Genomic DNA, 15,794 nt, shown 5'->3' with positions numbered 1-15,794 from the left:
AGATGCAGCGGCGTGTGAGTGGACGTATATGGGGGCAGCGGCGCGCTTTGCGTGTAGATCGAGGCGATCACGCGGCCGGATTCAGATCGGCCAGCGCCTTGAGCTTTTGCACGTCGGTGATTTCGATTTCCGCATAGCCCAGCTTCAACGCACCTTGCGTTTCGAACTGCTTGAGCACCTGATTGATCGTCTGCCGCGACAGAGCCAGCATCATCGCGAGGTCCTCCTGCGGTACTTTGAGTACGCGCCGCAATGCGCCGGGCTCGCCGTAGCCGCCTGCCATCAACAACAGGCGACGCGCCACGCGCGGTGCGGCGGGCAGCAAGGCGGCTTCTTCAATGGCGTCGAAAGCGAGGCGCAGCTTCTGCGTCAACAGCAAACCGAAGACATGCCAATACTCGGGCGTGCGTTCGAGCAGCGTTGCAAGCGCGGCGCGCGGCACATGAAACAGCTCGGAATCGCGTTCGGCATACGCGTCGTGGGTTCGCGGGCGATTATCGAACAGCGCGATCTCGCCGAACCAGTTGACCGGCTCGATGACCGCGAGCAACGCTTCCTTGCCTGCCGAGCTGGCCGCGCCGATTCTCACGAGACCATCGAGCACGCAATAGAGGCCGTCGTCGGAATCGCCGCGCGTGAAGAGCCGCTCACCGGCCGCGAGGCGCTCGACACGCCCCGCTTCGACAAGCTGCGCCCGCATGGCAGCGGGCGCCGAGCGAAACCACGCGCTGCGTTCAAGCCGCGCGGCAAGCTCATTGGATGAAAAACTCGCAGTCATAGAACGGTATCCGTGCCCGATTGTCGGCTACCCGATGGTTTCAAATTCCGCTGCCCGCGATTATGCTGGCTTTGATTGAGGAGCGGCATCCATGAGAACGCTGACGCAACAGCTTACGCAATACGCGGCCTACCATCGTGATCGACGCAATATCGCCACGCATTTCATCGGCATTCCGATGATCGTGCTGGCGCTGGCGGTATTGCTGAGCCGGCCTGCTTTCAGCTTCGGCGCGCTGCCATTTGCCTTATCGCCCGCCTGGGTGTTGTTCGCCGCAGCGACTGTCTATTACCTCGTGCTCGATGTGCCGCTCGGCGTGATGATGGCAGTCGTATCGGTACTGTGCGTCGCGTGCGGGGAGTGGCTCGCCGCGCAAACTACCCTCACCTGGCTCGCCGCCGGCATCGGACTCTTCGTGGTCGGCTGGGTGTTTCAGTTCATCGGCCACGTCGCCTACGAACATCGCAAGCCGGCATTCGTCGACGATGTGATCGGTCTGCTGATCGGCCCGCTATTCGTTCTCGCTGAAGCGTTGTTCGGCTTTGGCTGGCGGCCGGCGCTGCGCGAGGCGATCGAGGCACAGGTCGGCGCAACGCGTATCAATGCGGATCGTGCGGCAGCGCATCGCTGAACCGCGGCGTGTGATTCAGCGGCCGAGGCTCAGCACGGCGTAAACCGAATGAGCCGCACGCTATGCAAGGCCGTCAGCGCAACCGCCATCCAGATCGGAACATACGTGGCTAACTGTGCGGCGCTGAGCGTCTCGCCAAGCAGCGTGATCGAGACAAACACGAGCAACACCGGTTCGACATAGCCAAGAATGCCGAACAAGGCGACCGGCAATAAACGGCTCGCCTTTAGATACGAAGCCAGCGCAATAGTGCTGAGCGCGCCGAGTCCAGGCAACAACAAGCACCACATGTCGATACGGCCGCCGATCGTCGTCAACGAACCACCGATGATGATGAACACAGCCGCCGCGGGCAACAGCAGCGCCATTTCGACCGTGAACATGGCGAGCGAATCCTGGTTGATTTTGCGGCGCAGCACGAAATACGGCGGATAGCCGAGCGCGACGAGCAAGGTGGGCCACGAAAAGGCCCCCGTCATCCACAGTTCATGCACGACGCCCAACGCCGCGCAGATAACAGCAAGCCACTGCAGACGGTCGAGGCTCTCGCGATAGTAGAAGCGCCCCACCAGCACCATCACCAGCGGCAGCAGAAAATAGCCAAGCGAGACTTCGAGCATGCGCCCATGCAGCGGCGCCCATAGAAACACCCACAACTGCGCGCCCAGCAACGCCGCGCTGACGACCATCGCTGCGCCGAGCGTCGGCTCCGTCACCATGCGGTAAAGAAGTTGCCGGAGAATCGGCAGGCGTTTGCGCAACATGATCAGCAATAGCGCCCCGGGGACGGTCCACACAATACGCCACGCGAAAATGTCGAGACCGCTCAACGGCGCAAGCAGCCTAGCGTAAGCGGACAGTAAAGCAAACATCGCCGACGCGCCGACCGACAACGCGATACCGCGCTTTGGGTCATACTGGTTCATTGCGCGGCCCGTAGCGCAATCGCTTTGACATGCAGTGCAAGTGCGCGAATGGATGCAGATACAAGTGTGTGCGGCGCAGCATACGGCCGTGCGCCTCGAGTTGTTGTCATTAGGAGTGAAGTCTCACAAGCAGGCAGTGCGGCTGATGGTGCGTATCAAGCGCTGCATTTTTATCTTCGATATGCGATGCAAGCCGGCATTCTAGACGGGTTCCTGAACAACGTGCCCGTTCGTTCCTTGCAGTCAATAGCAATTTTTCCCGTGCGCATCGCGCGCCGATGCACTAGAACATAACTTCACGCGCGACAGGCGAATCCGCAGTTGCAACGCCGGCAACTTTCAGCACAGTTGCGCAAGCGCGAATCTTGCTACGAAGTCTAGCGGCACCGTTTGCAACGTCATCTGAGACATCTTGGATATCCGTCGCAACCGTCATTTTCAACTGTCATCACAGCATCAATGAGCCGGGCCGGCATAGGCAGTCCATACGGACCGAGCCCGCCCTTCTTTCCCGCGGCATACAGCAACTGCGAGCAACTGCGCTCCGTTGCACCTGCCGCCGCCCGGCCAGCAATCCCGCTCATCGAATGTGACTACTGGAGCCAGCATGACCCAGCCAGCCCTATCGCACGACGCATCGCCCGACCTGCTCCGCGCCACCTTCGCCGCCGAGGTGCGCGCCGGACTCACGCACACGCCGCAAAAAGAGTTGCCGTCGAAGTATCTGTATGACGAAGTGGGTTCTGCGTTGTTTGAAGTGATAACAGTATTGCCCGAATACGGCGTGACACGCGCCGAGGAGCGCCTGCTCGCGAAGCACGCAGCGGACATCGTCGCGCATCTGCCGCACGACGTGACCGTCGCTGAACTGGGCAGCGGCAGCGGCCGCAAAACGCGGCGCATTCTGGAAGCGCTGTGTAAAAAGCGCCCCACTTCTTACTTCCCGATTGAAATTTCGCGCAGCGCATTGCAGTTGTGCAGGCGCGAACTTGGCGACATCGAGCGGATTTCGATCGTCGGTTACGAACGCGATTACCTGGCCGGGCTCGCCGAGGTGAGCCAGGACCGCGCGGCGGACGAGCGCTTACTCGTCCTGTTTCTTGGCAGCACGATCGGCAATTTCGGCCGGCTCGCGGCCACGCGTTTTCTGCGCGATATCCGCAACATGCTTGCGCCTGGCGACGCGTTGCTCCTCGGCACAGATCTGATCAAGCCGATACCGGTGCTGGTGGCAGCCTACGACGATTCGGTCGGCGTGACCGCATCGTTCAATCTCAATCTGCTGGCGCGCGTCAATCGCGAACTCGACGGCGACTTTCCGCTCGATGCGTTCGAACACGTCGCGCGCTTCAATCCGGACGCGCGCAGCATCGAGATGCATTTGCGTGCGAAGCGCGATGTCACCGCGCATGTGGGCGCAGCGCAATTGACCGTCTCGCTCAAGGCAGGCGAAACGATCTGGACCGAGAGCAGCCACAAATATCGCGCGGACGAGGTGCCCGCGATCGCCGACGATGCGGGCTTCGTGTGCAGCCATCAATGGATCGAAGATGGATGGGGATTCGCTGAAAGTTTGCTGGTGGCGCGTTAGGCGCAAAGCGTTATCGGCTGACTAATCGGACAAACAGGACGCGCAAACTGCAAGGCGGCGCGCTATCTAGGTGATGGCGCGCCGCCTTTGTTTTGGGTGAAGCTCGCGTACTCAGTGCTGCTCGAACCGCTCGAAACGCTTTTCGGTTGCGCGTTCCTCGCCGGTCACTTCGGTGACGCGCGCCGCCGGCGGCCCGTGACGCAGCCACGACAGCATCCGGTCGACCTGGTTGGCCGAGCCCTGCAACATGGCTTCGACGGAACCGTCGTCGAGATTCGCCACCCATCCCTTGATACCGAGCGCGTGGGCCTGCCGCACAGTGGCGTGGCGAAAGCCCACGCCCTGCACGGTGCCGCGCACCCGTACGTAATATGTTTCGATCCGCTGGTCCAGATCCGGGGCCATGCCGTCCTCTCGTCACATTCTTTCAAGCCGGCATTCTAGACGTGTCGCGACGAGAATGCTCGGCCGCGTCTCAGTTCGCCTGCGCGCCTCGGTCCCCCGGCGCGACACGCGGCCCGCGCGACACGTACAATCCGTCGACTGTCACGCAGGGAATCAAACAGAATGACCGAACAGAATCGCGATCTCGTGCTCGTCACCGGCGCATCCGGCTTCGTCGGCTCGTCGGTGGCGCGCATCGCGCAACAGAAGGGTTTCAAGGTGCGCGTGCTGGTGCGCGCCACCAGTCCGCGCAAAAACGTCGAGGCGCTGGATGCGGAAATCGTCGTGGGCGATATGCGCGACGAAGCGTCAATGCGCAACGCGCTGCGCGGTGTGCGCTATCTGCTGCACGTCGCCGCCGACTATCGCCTGTGGGCGCCGGACCCGAGCGAAATCGAGCGCTCGAATCTCGAAGGCACCGAGGCGACCATGCGCGCGGCGTTGAAGGAAGGCGTCGAACGCATTGTCTACACGAGCAGTGTGGCCACGCTGAAAGTCACCAGTTCCGGCCAGTCCGCTGATGAAACCTCGCCGCTCAAAGCCGACCAGGCGATCGGCGTGTACAAGCGCAGCAAGGTGCTGGCCGAACGCGCGGTGGAGCGCATGATCGCCGAAGATGGCCTACCGGCCGTGATCGTCAATCCGTCCACGCCGATCGGTCCGCGCGACGTCAAGCCGACGCCGACCGGGCGCATCATCGTCGAAGCGGCGCTCGGCAAGATTCCCGCGTTCGTCGACACGGGGCTGAACCTCGTGCACGTGGACGACGTGGCCGCCGGCCATTTTCTCGCGCTCGAACGCGGCAAGATCGGCGAGCGCTACATTCTCGGCGGCGAAAATCTGCCGCTGCAACAGATGCTCGCGGATATCGCGGCGCTAACCGGCCGCAAGGCGCCGACGCTGAGCTTGCCGCGCTGGCCGCTTTATCCGCTCGCCGCGGGCGCAGAAGCCGTCGCCAAGATCACGAAACGTGAACCGTTCCTCACCGTCGACGGTCTGAAGATGTCGAAGAACAAGATGTACTTCACCTCGGCAAAGGCGGAACGCGAACTCGGCTATCGCGCGCGACCCTATCGCGAGGGTTTGAGCGATGCGATCGAATGGTTCAGGCAAGCCGGATATTTGAAGCCTTGATAAAAGCGCTGACGCGGGCGGCATAAGCGGCAGCGCCTGGCCCGCGCAGGGTGGCATGAGCCCAATCGCGCAGGCTACGACGCACCGACTCTCGAAAGCAGCATCACGCAGGTCACGCCGCCCCAAACAATCCGGCGTGGCCCGCACGCACTTTGTTACAACGTCACTGTGTTTGCGACAGGTAAAAGCCTACGCGCAGCAGTTAAAATCGTGGGTCTTACCAGAGAAAGCTCGCATGAATCTTCACGAACAGCTCGGCGCGCTGGAAATGGGCGTCGATCAGCTCATCCAGGCTGTCGTGGCCCCGCAGGCCGAAAACATCCCCGAGACAACCGCACACGCTGCAAACGCCGCAGAGGTGGCAGCGCAGGAAACGCCGGCGGCGAATCACGCCTCATCGGAATCAAAAGCGCAAAACGTTGCGTCTGAGGCAACGACGGCGGCAATAGCGGCAGAAGCAGCGGCGTCCGGCGAAGAGCCAGCCGCCCAGGTGCAGCCCACGCTCGAAATCAACCGCCCCGCGCAAAACGAAATCACGATGACGATCGGCGGCCAGACGGTCGCGCTGCGTGCCGAGCAGATCGGGCAGTTGATCGAGGAATTGTCGAACGCGCGCGCCTCGATGACGCCGGAACCGCCGCCGGGCATCCCGCCGGGCTGGCGTTTCGTGTCGACGAAGAATCCCGTCATGGCCGTGCAGAAACAGTCGAATGGCGACCGTCTGCTGGTCATGCGCCACACCGGTCACGGCTGGGTGCCATTCACGTTCTCGCCCGACATGGTGATCCAGATGTACATGATGCTCACCAAGGGCTGAAGCAAAGGTCGATGCAAAAATAACGGCGCCCGAGAGCGCCGTTATTTTCGTCTGATCAATCCCTGGGACAGCCGCGCCTCAGCGCTCCTGCACCGGCGCCTGCACCCGTGCCTTCCATTGCCCGCCCTTGCCGCGCCAGTAGCGCACCGCCGACGCAAACGTCGCGCCGACATAGAACAGCGCCACCAGCGGCAGAAACGGGGCCCACAGCGGCGAGCGACGATAGTAGCTGAGCATCGGCGCATACGCGCAGCACATGGCCGCCCAGGCGAGCCACGCGGGCGCGCCCTGAGGCCCGAGCACCAGCGCGGCCGCCGGCGGCACCAGGTAGATGATCGTCATGCCCAACAGCGTACCGGCCAGCAACAGCGGCGAGTAATGCAGCTGCGTAAAGGCCGTGCGCGCGATCATGTTCCAGATCTCACGCCAGCTATCGTAAGGACGCAGCGACACGCTGCGCGCCGCCACATCGAGACGGATCGGATGACGCCCTGTGCCGCGATGCTTGATCCGCGCAGCAAGGCTGCAATCGTCGATCAGCTCGGCGCGAATCGACTCGATGCCGCCCGCCTCTTCGAGCGCGCTGCGCCGCACCAGCATGCAGCCGCCCGCCGCCGCGGCCGTGCGGTTGCGCGGGTTGTTGACCCACGAAAACGGATACAGCTTGGCGAAGAAGAACACGAAGGCAGGAATCAGCGCCTTCTCCCAGAACGAATCGCAGCGCAGACGGACCATCAGCGAGACGAGGTCGCGCTTTTCCGCATCCGCACGGGCGACGAGTTGCGCGACGGCGTCGGCGGGATGGCCGATGTCGGCATCGGTAAGCAGCAGGAAATCGGCCGGCAGGCCGAGCGTGCGCACCGCCTCGATACCTTGCGACTGCGCCCACACCTTGCCGGACCAGCCCGGCGGCAGCGGCTTCGCGCTCAGCACCGTCAGACGATCGGGGCATTGCAGTTGCAACGCGGCCGCGCGAGCTGCGTCGGCGGTGCCGTCGGTGCTGTGGTCGTCGACCACGATCACGTGAAATTCGCCCGGATAGTCCTGCTCGAGCAGGGTGGTGACCGCCTGCGCGATCACGTCGACTTCATTGCGTGCCGGCACCACGGCGGCAACCGCCGGCCATGTTTCGCGCGGCTCAAGCGTGAGCGGCGCGGCGGGCCGCGCCCGCCAGAAACCGCCGCGCGCAAACAGCAACACACACCAGATCAGCAGGGAAAGACACGAAAGAAGAAACAGAACCACCGCCATTAAGCATTACCCTCGAGTGAACCCGCTTCTACGCCGACGCGCCGAGACAGGCGCATCACCACAGTGCGTACCGCGACGACGCACCAGTCAAATGTGTTGAGTACCGGCCGCTCGCGAAACACGTCGTAGCCGGTTTTTTCGATCCGCTCGAGGATCCGCAAACCGCCGTGGATAGCGCCGCACAGCTCGATCCCGAGGCGCCCGGGAATCCGCAACGCGAGCGGTGCGCCACGTACCAGCGTGGTCCGCACGAACGAAATTTCATAGGCCATCAGCTTCGTCCAGGCATCGTCGACGACACCTCTCGCGATCTGCGCCTCGGTCACGTTGAAGCGCCGCATATCCGCGAGTGGCAGATACACGCGGTCTTTTTCCCAGTCGGCCGCGACGTCCTGCCAGAAGCTGATCAGTTGCGAAGCCGTGCAGATCGCATCGGCGTCGGCGAGATTCTCCGGCGTGGCGGCGCCCACCAGATGCAGCATCAACTGCCCGATCGGGCTAGCCGAGTGGCGGCAATAGTCGAGCAAGGCGGACCGGTCCGCGTAACGGCGGGTGTCGATGTCCTGACCGCAGGCGTGGAGCAGATCGTAGAACGGCGCCAGCGGCAGTTTATACTGCGCGATCACGCCGGCGAGCTTGCCGAACAGGAGTGGGTGCACCGGCGCCGCGCGCCGCGCCGCTACCGCGTCGAGGCCGGCGCGGAAGTCGGCGAGGCGGGCATGCCGCTCGGCCGGGCTCCAGTCGCCCTCATCGGCGATGTCGGCGGCGGTGCGGACAACCTGATAGATAATGCCGATAGGCGCGCGCAGCGCCTTTGGCAGCAACACGCTCGCGACCGGAAAATTTTCGTATTGATCGACGTCCATCCAGCGAGCCTCGAAACCTTTCTGTAATGCGGCAGCCGATACGTGCCGCAGGACCACGTAGTTTAAGGGTTCCGCCAAACCAGTGCAGCGTGTAATCATTGCCACCTGCGCCACGCGGGCGGCGCCGGGCAGTGGCCCGCAGTGCGGCGCGGCCCCAACACCCTGGCGGGCAGGCCAAAGCAAAGCCGGCCTGATAGCGTTAGAATGCGCGTTTGGTTTTGCTGTACCGGCTGGTCGCCGGGGCTCAAGACGTCAACTAAATAGATGATCGCGGCGATAAAGTCATAATTACCGACTTCTTCGAAACCCGCGTCAGTCGGAGTTCGCCAATTTATGCGAGTCATCCTTGCTCAGCCCCGCGGCTTTTGTGCGGGTGTTGTACGTGCAATCGAGATCGTCGATCGCGCGTTACAGCAACACGGCGCGCCCGTGTATGTCCGCCACGAGATTGTTCACAATCGCCACGTGGTGGATAACCTGCGCCAGAAAGGCGCGCGCTTTGTCGAAGAACTCGATGAGGTACCGCACGGCGCCGTGGCGATTTTCAGCGCACACGGTGTCGCGCAGACCGTCGAGCGCGACGCGGAACAGCGCGGTCTTGACGTGCTCGACGCGACCTGCCCGCTCGTGACCAAGGTTCACGTGCAAGGGCGCCAATATGTGGCCGCGGGTCGTACCCTGATCCTGATCGGCCACGCGGGTCATCCGGAAGTGGAAGGCACGATCGGCCAGATTCCCGGCAAGGTGCTGCTGGTGCAGAGCGAGGCTGAAGTCGCGCATCTGGACCTGCCGCTCGATACGCCGCTGGCGTACGTCACGCAGACCACGCTATCGGTCGACGACACACGTGGCATCATCGATGCCCTGCTGCGCCGTTTCACCGACATCGTCGGTCCCGACACGCGCGACATCTGCTACGCCACGCAAAACCGTCAGGCGGCGGTGCGCGAACTAAGCAAAGAGGTCGAGGTGCTGCTGGTGGTGGGCGCAACCAACAGTTCGAACTCGAACCGGCTGCGCGAGATCGGCAGCGAAACCGGCGTGGCGAGCTATCTCGTCGCCGACGGTTCGGAAGTGAAGCCGGAGTGGTTTGCGAACGTGCAGACTGTCGGCATCACGGCTGGTGCTTCAGCACCGGAAGAGATGGTAATGAACGTAATCGATGCGCTGCGCGCATTGGGGCCCGTCGATGTCACGACGATGGCGGGCCGTGAAGAGAAAGTCGAATTCAAGTTGCCATCGAAACTGATGCAACCACTCGCTGCACGCGAAGTTTAAGGAGGACACCTTGTCTATTCCGCTGCTACAGAAAGTCCGGGTTGGCGCATACATCATGCGTCAGCATCTCTCTGGCAACAAACGCTACCCGCTCGCCTTGATGCTGGAGCCGCTGTTCCGCTGTAATCTTGCCTGCAATGGCTGCGGCAAGATCGACTATCCGGATCCCATCCTGAATCAGCGTCTGTCGCTCGAAGAATGCCTTGGCGCAGTCGACGAATGCGGCGCACCGGTCGTTTCGATTGCAGGCGGCGAGCCGCTCCTGCACAAGGAAATGCCACAGATCGTGAAGGGCATCATCGCGCGCAAGAAGTTCGTGTATCTCTGCACGAATGCGTTGCTGATGGAAAAGAAGATGGACGACTACGAGCCGAATCCGTACTTCGTCTGGTCGGTTCACCTGGACGGCGATCAGCAGGCGCACGATCACTCGGTGTCGCAGGAAGGCGTATACGACAAGGCTGTCGCCGCCATCAAGGAAGCGAAGCGCCGCGGTTTCCGCGTGAACATCAACTGCACGTTGTTCAACGACGCCGTGCCGGAACGCGTCGCTGCATTCTTCGACACGCTCGGCCCGATGGGCGTGGACGGCATCACCGTCTCGCCGGGTTATGCGTATGAACGCGCGCCGGATCAGCAACACTTCCTGAACCGCGACAAGACCAAGCAACTGTTCCGCGAGATTTTCAAGCGCGGCAACAATGGCAAGAACTGGTCGTTCAGCCAGTCGGGCATGTTCCTCGACTTCCTGGCCGGCAATCAGACGTACGAGTGCACGCCCTGGGGCAACCCGGCGCGTACGGTGTTCGGCTGGCAGAAGCCGTGCTACCTGGTCGGCGAAGGCTACGTGAAGACCTTCAAGGAATTGATGGAAACCACGGAGTGGGAAAAGTACGGCACGGGCAACTACGAGAAGTGCGCGGATTGCATGGTGCACTGCGGCTTTGAAGCGACTGCCGTGATGGATACGGTGGCGCACCCGTTGAAGGCGTTGAAGGTCAGCCTGCGCGGCCCGAAGACTTCGGGTGCCTTCACCAAGGATATTGCTTTGGATAAGCAGCGTCCGGCTGAGTACGTGTTCTCGCGACACGTCGAGATCAAGCTCGAGGAAATCGGGCGCGCTGGAAAGGGTAAGAAGGTGCAGACGGCGGCGTCTGCTTCCGCACACTAAGCGCTGCCTGGGGCGGTTTTGTCCGCCCCATGAAGTACATGTTCGGTAGAAAAAAAGCGCGGTGGCCTGATAGCCACCGCGCTTTTTCTTTTTTGCGTTGTTACGTCAGCCCGCGCTTCGTGCGTTATGCGCAGTCAGGAACTTGATCAGCCCATCCACGCCGCCCTTGGAAATCTGATCGGCGAACTGCGTCTGATACACCTGGATCAACCAGGCGCCCATCATGTTGATGTCGTAGATCTTCCAGCCGTTAGCGCCCTTGGTCAGCCGGTAATCGATGGCATCATCGCCGCCATTGCTGATCACGTGCGACTGCACCACCAGGTCCTTGGAGCCGGCCGCCACATTGACGGGCGAGAACTTGAACTTCACATCCTGATCCCGCAACTGCGACAGCGAGGCGGCGTAGGTGCGCACCAGCAGCAGCGTAAACTGGTCATAGAGCTGCTTCTGCTGCTCGGGGGTCGCCGTACTCCATGCCTTCCCTACCGCGATCCGCGTGGTTCGCTGAAAATCGGTAGCCGGTACGAAGCGCGTTTGAACCAACTCGGTGATTTTCGCCATATCGCCACCGCGCGCCTGCGGGTCGGCCTTCATCGCGGCCACCGTGCCTTCGACGGCACTCTTCACCACCGCATCGGGCGCGCTTTGCGCATAGGCCGCCGTGGACACCATGGCCGCGGCCAGAAAAGCAGACAGATAACGTTTCATACGCTCGCCAAAACCCCAAGAAGTAAGCGCCGGCAGGCTCGCAAGCCCTCAGCGAAAGCAGGATAGACCAGTATACCGATATTGCGTTCCCACCCCAGCCGCGCCGCCCGGGCGTCGTCCTTGCTAGCGAAGTGGAGCCGAGTCGCTCCGGCTCTGTATACTTGTGCACTTTCGTCAAAAACACCACTCGTGATAAGGCCACCTCCGCCTACATGCTGAAGTCATCTATCGTCCGTCTCGTCGCCTATTCGGTGCGCCATCCGTTTCGGATCATCGCTCTGTCGCTCGTGCTCGCCGTTTTGAGCGGCTTCTACGTTGCCCATAACTTCAAGATCAACACCGATATCAGCAAGCTGGTCGAGGCCGACAAGCAATGGTCGTCACTCGAAAATGCGATGGATGCGGCCTTCCCGGATCGCGGTCAAACCGTGTTGGTGGTGGTCGAAGCACGCGCCCCGGAGTTTGCCGACGCCGCCGCCAATGCCCTGAGCGCCGCGCTCAAAGCCGATCCGAAGGAATTCGTCGCCGTCTCGCAGCCCGCCGGCGGTCCGTTCTTCGAACACAATGGTCTGTTGTTCCCGTCGACCGATGAGGTGCTGTCCACCACCTCGCAGCTCGTCCAGTCCCGCCCGCTCGTCAATGCCCTCGCGCACGATCCGAGTCTGACCGGCCTCGCCGGCACGCTCACCACGAGCCTGTTGCTGCCGCTGCAACTGGGTCAGGTGAAGCTGGCCGACATGAGCCATTTGCTGTCGCAAAGCGCAACCACGCTCGATCGCGTGCTGGCCGGCCAGGCGGCGGCGTTCTCGTGGCGCGCGCTGGTCGATAAGGACGCCGCCACGGATCCGGCGCGCGCCTTCGTCACGGTGCAGCCGGTTGTGAACTACGACGCGCTGGAGCCGGGCGCGACCGCGTCGAAAGCGATCCGCGACACCGCCGCTTCGTTGCACCTCGATACGCGCTATGGCGCCACGGTCCGTCTGACCGGCGAACAGCCTCTCGCGGACGAAGAATTCGCGTCGGTCCAGGACGGCGCCGTGCTCAACGGCATCGGCACCTTCATCGTCGTGCTGGTCATTCTGTGGCTGGCGCTGCGTTCGGGCCGCATGATCCTCGCCGTGTTCATCACGCTGTTCGTCGGGCTAGCGATTACCGCGGCGCTCGGCCTGCTGATGGTCGGCGCGCTCAACATGATTTCGGTCGCCTTCATGGTGCTGTTCGTCGGGCTCGGCGTCGATTTCGGCGTGCAGTTCGGTGTCAAATATCGTGAGGAGCGCAATCGCGACAACCGTCTTTCCGCCGCCCTCATGCATACCGCACATAGCATCGGCGTGCCGCTGACGCTCGCGGCCGTGGCAGTCGCGCTGAGCTTCTTCTCGTTCCTGCCGACGGCTTATCGCGGCGTGTCAGAATTGGGCGAAATCGCCGGCGTCGGCATGTTCGTCGCGTACTTCACCAACATGACGCTGCTGCCGGCGCTGCTGAAAGTCTTCAGACCGCCGGGTGAGCCCGCTTCGCCTGGCTTCAAGCAACTCGCACCCGTTGACGATTTCCTGGATCGTCACCGCAAACCGGTGCTGATCGGAACGCTCATTGTCGTGATCGGCGGTATACCTTTGCTCACGCATTTGCGCTTCGACTTCAACCCGCTGCATCTGAAGGACCCGCATACGGAATCCATGGCAACGCTGCTGTCGCTAAAGGATTCGCCGGAAGCCGCGGTCAACAACGTGCATGTGCTGGCGCCCACGCTTGCCGATGCGGACCAGAAGGCCGCGCATTTGCGCACGCTGCCGGAAGTGGGTCGCGTGACCACGCTGAGCACCTTCATCCCGACCGAGCAACAGCAAAAGCTGATGCTGGTGGCAAGCGCCGCGCAGCAACTGCTGCCCGCCCTGCAGCAGCAGCCCGCGCCTCAAGCCACGGACACGGTGCGCGTTGCCGCGTTGAAGCGCGCGTCGAACCAGCTCTCGCTCGCCGCCGACGACCATCCGGGCCCGGGCGCCGCCGACGCCAAACACCTCTCCGCGACGCTGCAAAAGCTGGCTGCCGCCGACGCCGCCACGCGCGACCGCGCCGAAACCGCGATGTCCGAGCCGCTGCGCATCGCGCTGAAGCAACTGGCGGATCTGCTGCAGCCGACCGAGATTACGCGGGACAACCTGCCCAAGGAGATTTCCACGAGCTGGGTTTCGAAGGATGGCCGCGCGCTGGTCGACATCGCGCCGAACGTCAAACCCGGCACCGATCCGAACGACGACGCGATGCTCGCCCGCTTTGTCCACTCAGTGAAGAAGGCGGAGCCGAACGCGATCGGTGGCCCGATTTCGATCCTGAATTCCGCGGACACGATCATCAAGGCGTTCCTGCAGGCCGCCGGCTGGGCTTTGCTGTCGATTGCAATCCTGCTGTGGATTGCGCTGCGGCGGCTCAGCGATATGCTGCGGACCCTGGTTCCGCTGCTGGTGTCGGCGCTGGTAACGTTGGAGTTGTGCGTGGTGTTCGGCATGCCGCTGAACTTCGCGAACATCATTGCGTTACCCCTGATGCTGGGCGTCGGCGTAGCATTCAAGATTTACTTCGTCATGGCGTGGCGCCATGGCCAGACCAGCCTTTTACAGTCAAGCCTCACGCATGCCGTGCTGTTCAGCGCGGCGACTACGGCGACTGCGTTCGGCAGCCTCTGGCTGTCGCACCATCCGGGGACGTCGAGTATGGGACGCTTGCTGGCACTCTCGTTGTTTTGCACGCTGATTGGCGCGGTGGTGTTCCAACCCGTATTGATGGGCAAGCCGCGCCAACGTCGCGCGAAGCACAAAGGAATAAAAGTATGAAGCTGCAAACCACCGTGCTGGCGCTGGCCGCCACCGGTCTGATCTCAGGCTGCGCGACCGGCCCCGACCGCAAGCCTGGCGACCCGTTCGAGCCGGCGAACCGCGTGATTTTCAATTTCAACGACGGCGTGGACCGCTTTGTCGCTGTCCCGGTTGCCAAGGGTTACCAGAAGGTGACACCGCAGCCGTTGCGTACGGCGGTGAGCAACTTCTTCTCGAATCTGGGCGACCTGACCAACGCCGCCAACAACCTGTTGCAACTGAAGATCACCGACGCGACCGAAGACCTCGTGCGTTTCGCGTTCAACTCGACCTTTGGACTTGGCGGCCTGCTCGACTGGGCGACGCCGGCTGGTCTGCCGAAGCACCACCAGGACTTCGGTTTGACGCTGGGCCACTGGGGCGTTCCGTCGGGCCCGTACCTTGTCTTGCCGCTATTCGGCCCGAGCACGGTGCGTGACAGCATGGGCCTCGTGGTGGACGTGAAGTTCAACCCGTTGAACTACATTGAGCCGGCGGTTCGCAATCCGCTGTACGTACTGCAGTTCGTGAGCGTGCGTTCCGATCTGCTGGGCGCATCCAGCCTGCTGCAACAGGCCGCGCTCGACAAGTATTCGTTCGTTCGCGACGCCTACACGCAGCAACGTAAGGCGCGCCTGCGCGGCACCGGCGACAACGCCGCGCCGCTCCCGAACTACGACGACCAGGACGACTCCGGCGCCGCCGCACCCGCCAAGGGTGCTTCGGGGGCCGCTGCTGGGGCCCCGGCGGGTCTACCGAACTACGCGGACCCAGGCGACGCAGCGGAAGCCCCGAACGCGGCCTCGGGAAGCGCCACAGGCGCCCCGGCAGGCGTACCGAACTACACCGAGCCAGGCGACACGTCGAACGCCCCAGCGGCGGCGCCTGCTGCCGCGTCGGGCGCAATGACGCCGATGCCGGCACCACAAACGGCGCCGACGGACAAGAATCCGCAGGAAGCAGCGCCAGCAGTCCAATAAGGGATGTGAGTCAGGCGCCCGGCGCGCGCAAAGTGCGCCGGGGGCAGCCCTGAAGAGCGGGCGGATGGTGTGCCCAATCGAAGCAGGCGGTTTTATGAATTACGCTTCGGCGCGCGGAGCGCCGCCGGAGGTATGACGCCCTTGTCACTGGCGTACGCAGGTGCACGAACACAGATTCCAGATGCACCACTACCCTGTGCAAACTACGGGACCCGCTTAGCAGGAGTGGTTTGAGCCGCTTTCTTTGCTTATCTTTCTTTGCGGCGGCGTAACTATTCAGCGCTTGTAAACTGCCACCAGGCTGTGCATAGTGAAGGACATGACGAAGATGCCCGATTTCAAGGACCTGACGCACGAACAG

At 62.6% G+C, this 15,794-nt stretch carries 14 protein-coding genes; 8 read left to right on the top strand and 6 right to left on the bottom strand.

The window, feature by feature from the left end; genetic code table 11:
- Nucleotides 1-67: 67 nt before the first annotated feature.
- Nucleotides 68-778 (bottom strand): Crp/Fnr family transcriptional regulator, encoded by a 711-nt coding sequence (locus P3T25_RS32910; RefSeq protein WP_429361135.1) that lies wholly within the window; start codon nt 776-778, stop codon nt 68-70.
- Between the two features lie 91 nt (nt 779-869).
- On the opposite strand from P3T25_RS32910, the gene P3T25_RS32905 reads away from it, so the two are divergent.
- Nucleotides 870-1,409, top strand: a complete 540-nt coding sequence (locus P3T25_RS32905) for a DUF962 domain-containing protein (protein WP_171927715.1) — start codon at nt 870-872, stop codon at nt 1,407-1,409.
- A 29-nt stretch (nt 1,410-1,438) separates the two neighbouring features.
- On the opposite strand, the gene rarD is transcribed toward P3T25_RS32905, so the two are convergent.
- The gene (rarD, locus tag P3T25_RS32900; RefSeq protein ID WP_429361133.1) at nt 1,439-2,335 is read right to left on the bottom strand and encodes an EamA family transporter RarD; all 897 of its coding nucleotides are present in this window, start codon (nt 2,333-2,335) and stop codon (nt 1,439-1,441) included.
- Nucleotides 2,336-2,942: 607 nt separating this feature from the next.
- Here rarD and egtD point away from each other — a divergent pair.
- On the top strand, nt 2,943-3,926 hold the full coding sequence (gene egtD, locus P3T25_RS32895) for an L-histidine N(alpha)-methyltransferase (RefSeq protein ID WP_154562956.1): 984 nt from the start codon (nt 2,943-2,945) through the stop codon (nt 3,924-3,926).
- A gap of 111 nt (nt 3,927-4,037) precedes the next feature.
- On the opposite strand, the gene P3T25_RS32890 is transcribed toward egtD, so the two are convergent.
- Complete coding sequence (locus tag P3T25_RS32890) at nt 4,038-4,331, bottom strand: acylphosphatase (protein ID WP_120293712.1); 294 nt, start codon at nt 4,329-4,331, stop codon at nt 4,038-4,040.
- Between the two features lie 162 nt (nt 4,332-4,493).
- On the opposite strand from P3T25_RS32890, the gene hpnA reads away from it, so the two are divergent.
- Together hpnA and P3T25_RS32880 are read left to right on the top strand one after the other, a co-directional pair.
- On the top strand, nt 4,494-5,504 hold the full coding sequence (hpnA, locus tag P3T25_RS32885) for a hopanoid-associated sugar epimerase (protein ID WP_063500557.1): 1,011 nt from the start codon (nt 4,494-4,496) through the stop codon (nt 5,502-5,504).
- Between the two features lie 235 nt (nt 5,505-5,739).
- Nucleotides 5,740-6,321, top strand: a complete 582-nt coding sequence (locus P3T25_RS32880) for a hypothetical protein (RefSeq protein ID WP_154562954.1) — start codon at nt 5,740-5,742, stop codon at nt 6,319-6,321.
- A gap of 78 nt (nt 6,322-6,399) precedes the next feature.
- Here P3T25_RS32880 and P3T25_RS32875 read toward each other — a convergent pair whose 3' ends face one another.
- Both P3T25_RS32875 and hpnC read right to left on the bottom strand, forming a co-directional pair.
- Entirely contained in the window at nt 6,400-7,572 is a 1,173-nt protein-coding gene (locus P3T25_RS32875) for a glycosyltransferase (RefSeq protein ID WP_200620620.1), read from the bottom strand.
- A complete protein-coding gene (gene hpnC / locus P3T25_RS32870) occupies nt 7,572-8,438 on the bottom strand; it encodes a squalene synthase HpnC (protein ID WP_154562950.1) in 867 nt (288 codons plus the stop codon). Before hpnC ends, P3T25_RS32875 begins: the two co-directional genes overlap by 1 nt.
- Before the next feature lie 333 nt (nt 8,439-8,771).
- On the opposite strand from hpnC, the gene ispH reads away from it, so the two are divergent.
- Nucleotides 8,772-9,716: a 4-hydroxy-3-methylbut-2-enyl diphosphate reductase gene (gene ispH, locus P3T25_RS32865; RefSeq protein ID WP_054034174.1), complete on the top strand. Its 945-nt coding sequence runs from the start codon at nt 8,772-8,774 to the stop codon at nt 9,714-9,716.
- A gap of 10 nt (nt 9,717-9,726) precedes the next feature.
- The gene (hpnH, locus tag P3T25_RS32860; RefSeq protein ID WP_063500562.1) at nt 9,727-10,887 is read left to right on the top strand and encodes an adenosyl-hopene transferase HpnH; all 1,161 of its coding nucleotides are present in this window, start codon (nt 9,727-9,729) and stop codon (nt 10,885-10,887) included.
- A 105-nt stretch (nt 10,888-10,992) separates the two neighbouring features.
- Here hpnH and P3T25_RS32855 read toward each other — a convergent pair whose 3' ends face one another.
- On the bottom strand, nt 10,993-11,598 hold the full coding sequence (locus P3T25_RS32855) for an MlaC/ttg2D family ABC transporter substrate-binding protein (RefSeq protein ID WP_154562948.1): 606 nt from the start codon (nt 11,596-11,598) through the stop codon (nt 10,993-10,995).
- A 212-nt stretch (nt 11,599-11,810) separates the two neighbouring features.
- On the opposite strand from P3T25_RS32855, the gene P3T25_RS32850 reads away from it, so the two are divergent.
- Both P3T25_RS32850 and P3T25_RS32845 read left to right on the top strand, forming a co-directional pair.
- The gene (locus P3T25_RS32850; RefSeq protein WP_429361128.1) at nt 11,811-14,432 is read left to right on the top strand and encodes an MMPL family transporter; all 2,622 of its coding nucleotides are present in this window, start codon (nt 11,811-11,813) and stop codon (nt 14,430-14,432) included.
- Nucleotides 14,429-15,433 carry an MlaA family lipoprotein gene (locus P3T25_RS32845; RefSeq protein WP_429361126.1) on the top strand — a complete coding sequence of 335 codons (1,005 nt, stop codon included), beginning with the start codon at nt 14,429-14,431 and terminating at the stop codon, nt 15,431-15,433. Before P3T25_RS32850 ends, P3T25_RS32845 begins: the two co-directional genes overlap by 4 nt.
- Nucleotides 15,434-15,794: the final 361 nt, after the last annotated feature.

The sequence above is a fragment of the Paraburkholderia sp. GAS32 genome, from assembly GCF_050434225.1.
Classification (GTDB): domain Bacteria; phylum Pseudomonadota; class Gammaproteobacteria; order Burkholderiales; family Burkholderiaceae; genus Paraburkholderia; species Paraburkholderia madseniana.
The sequence above is the reverse complement of the archived record's forward strand: the minus strand, read 5'-3'. Positions and strand labels throughout refer to the sequence as shown.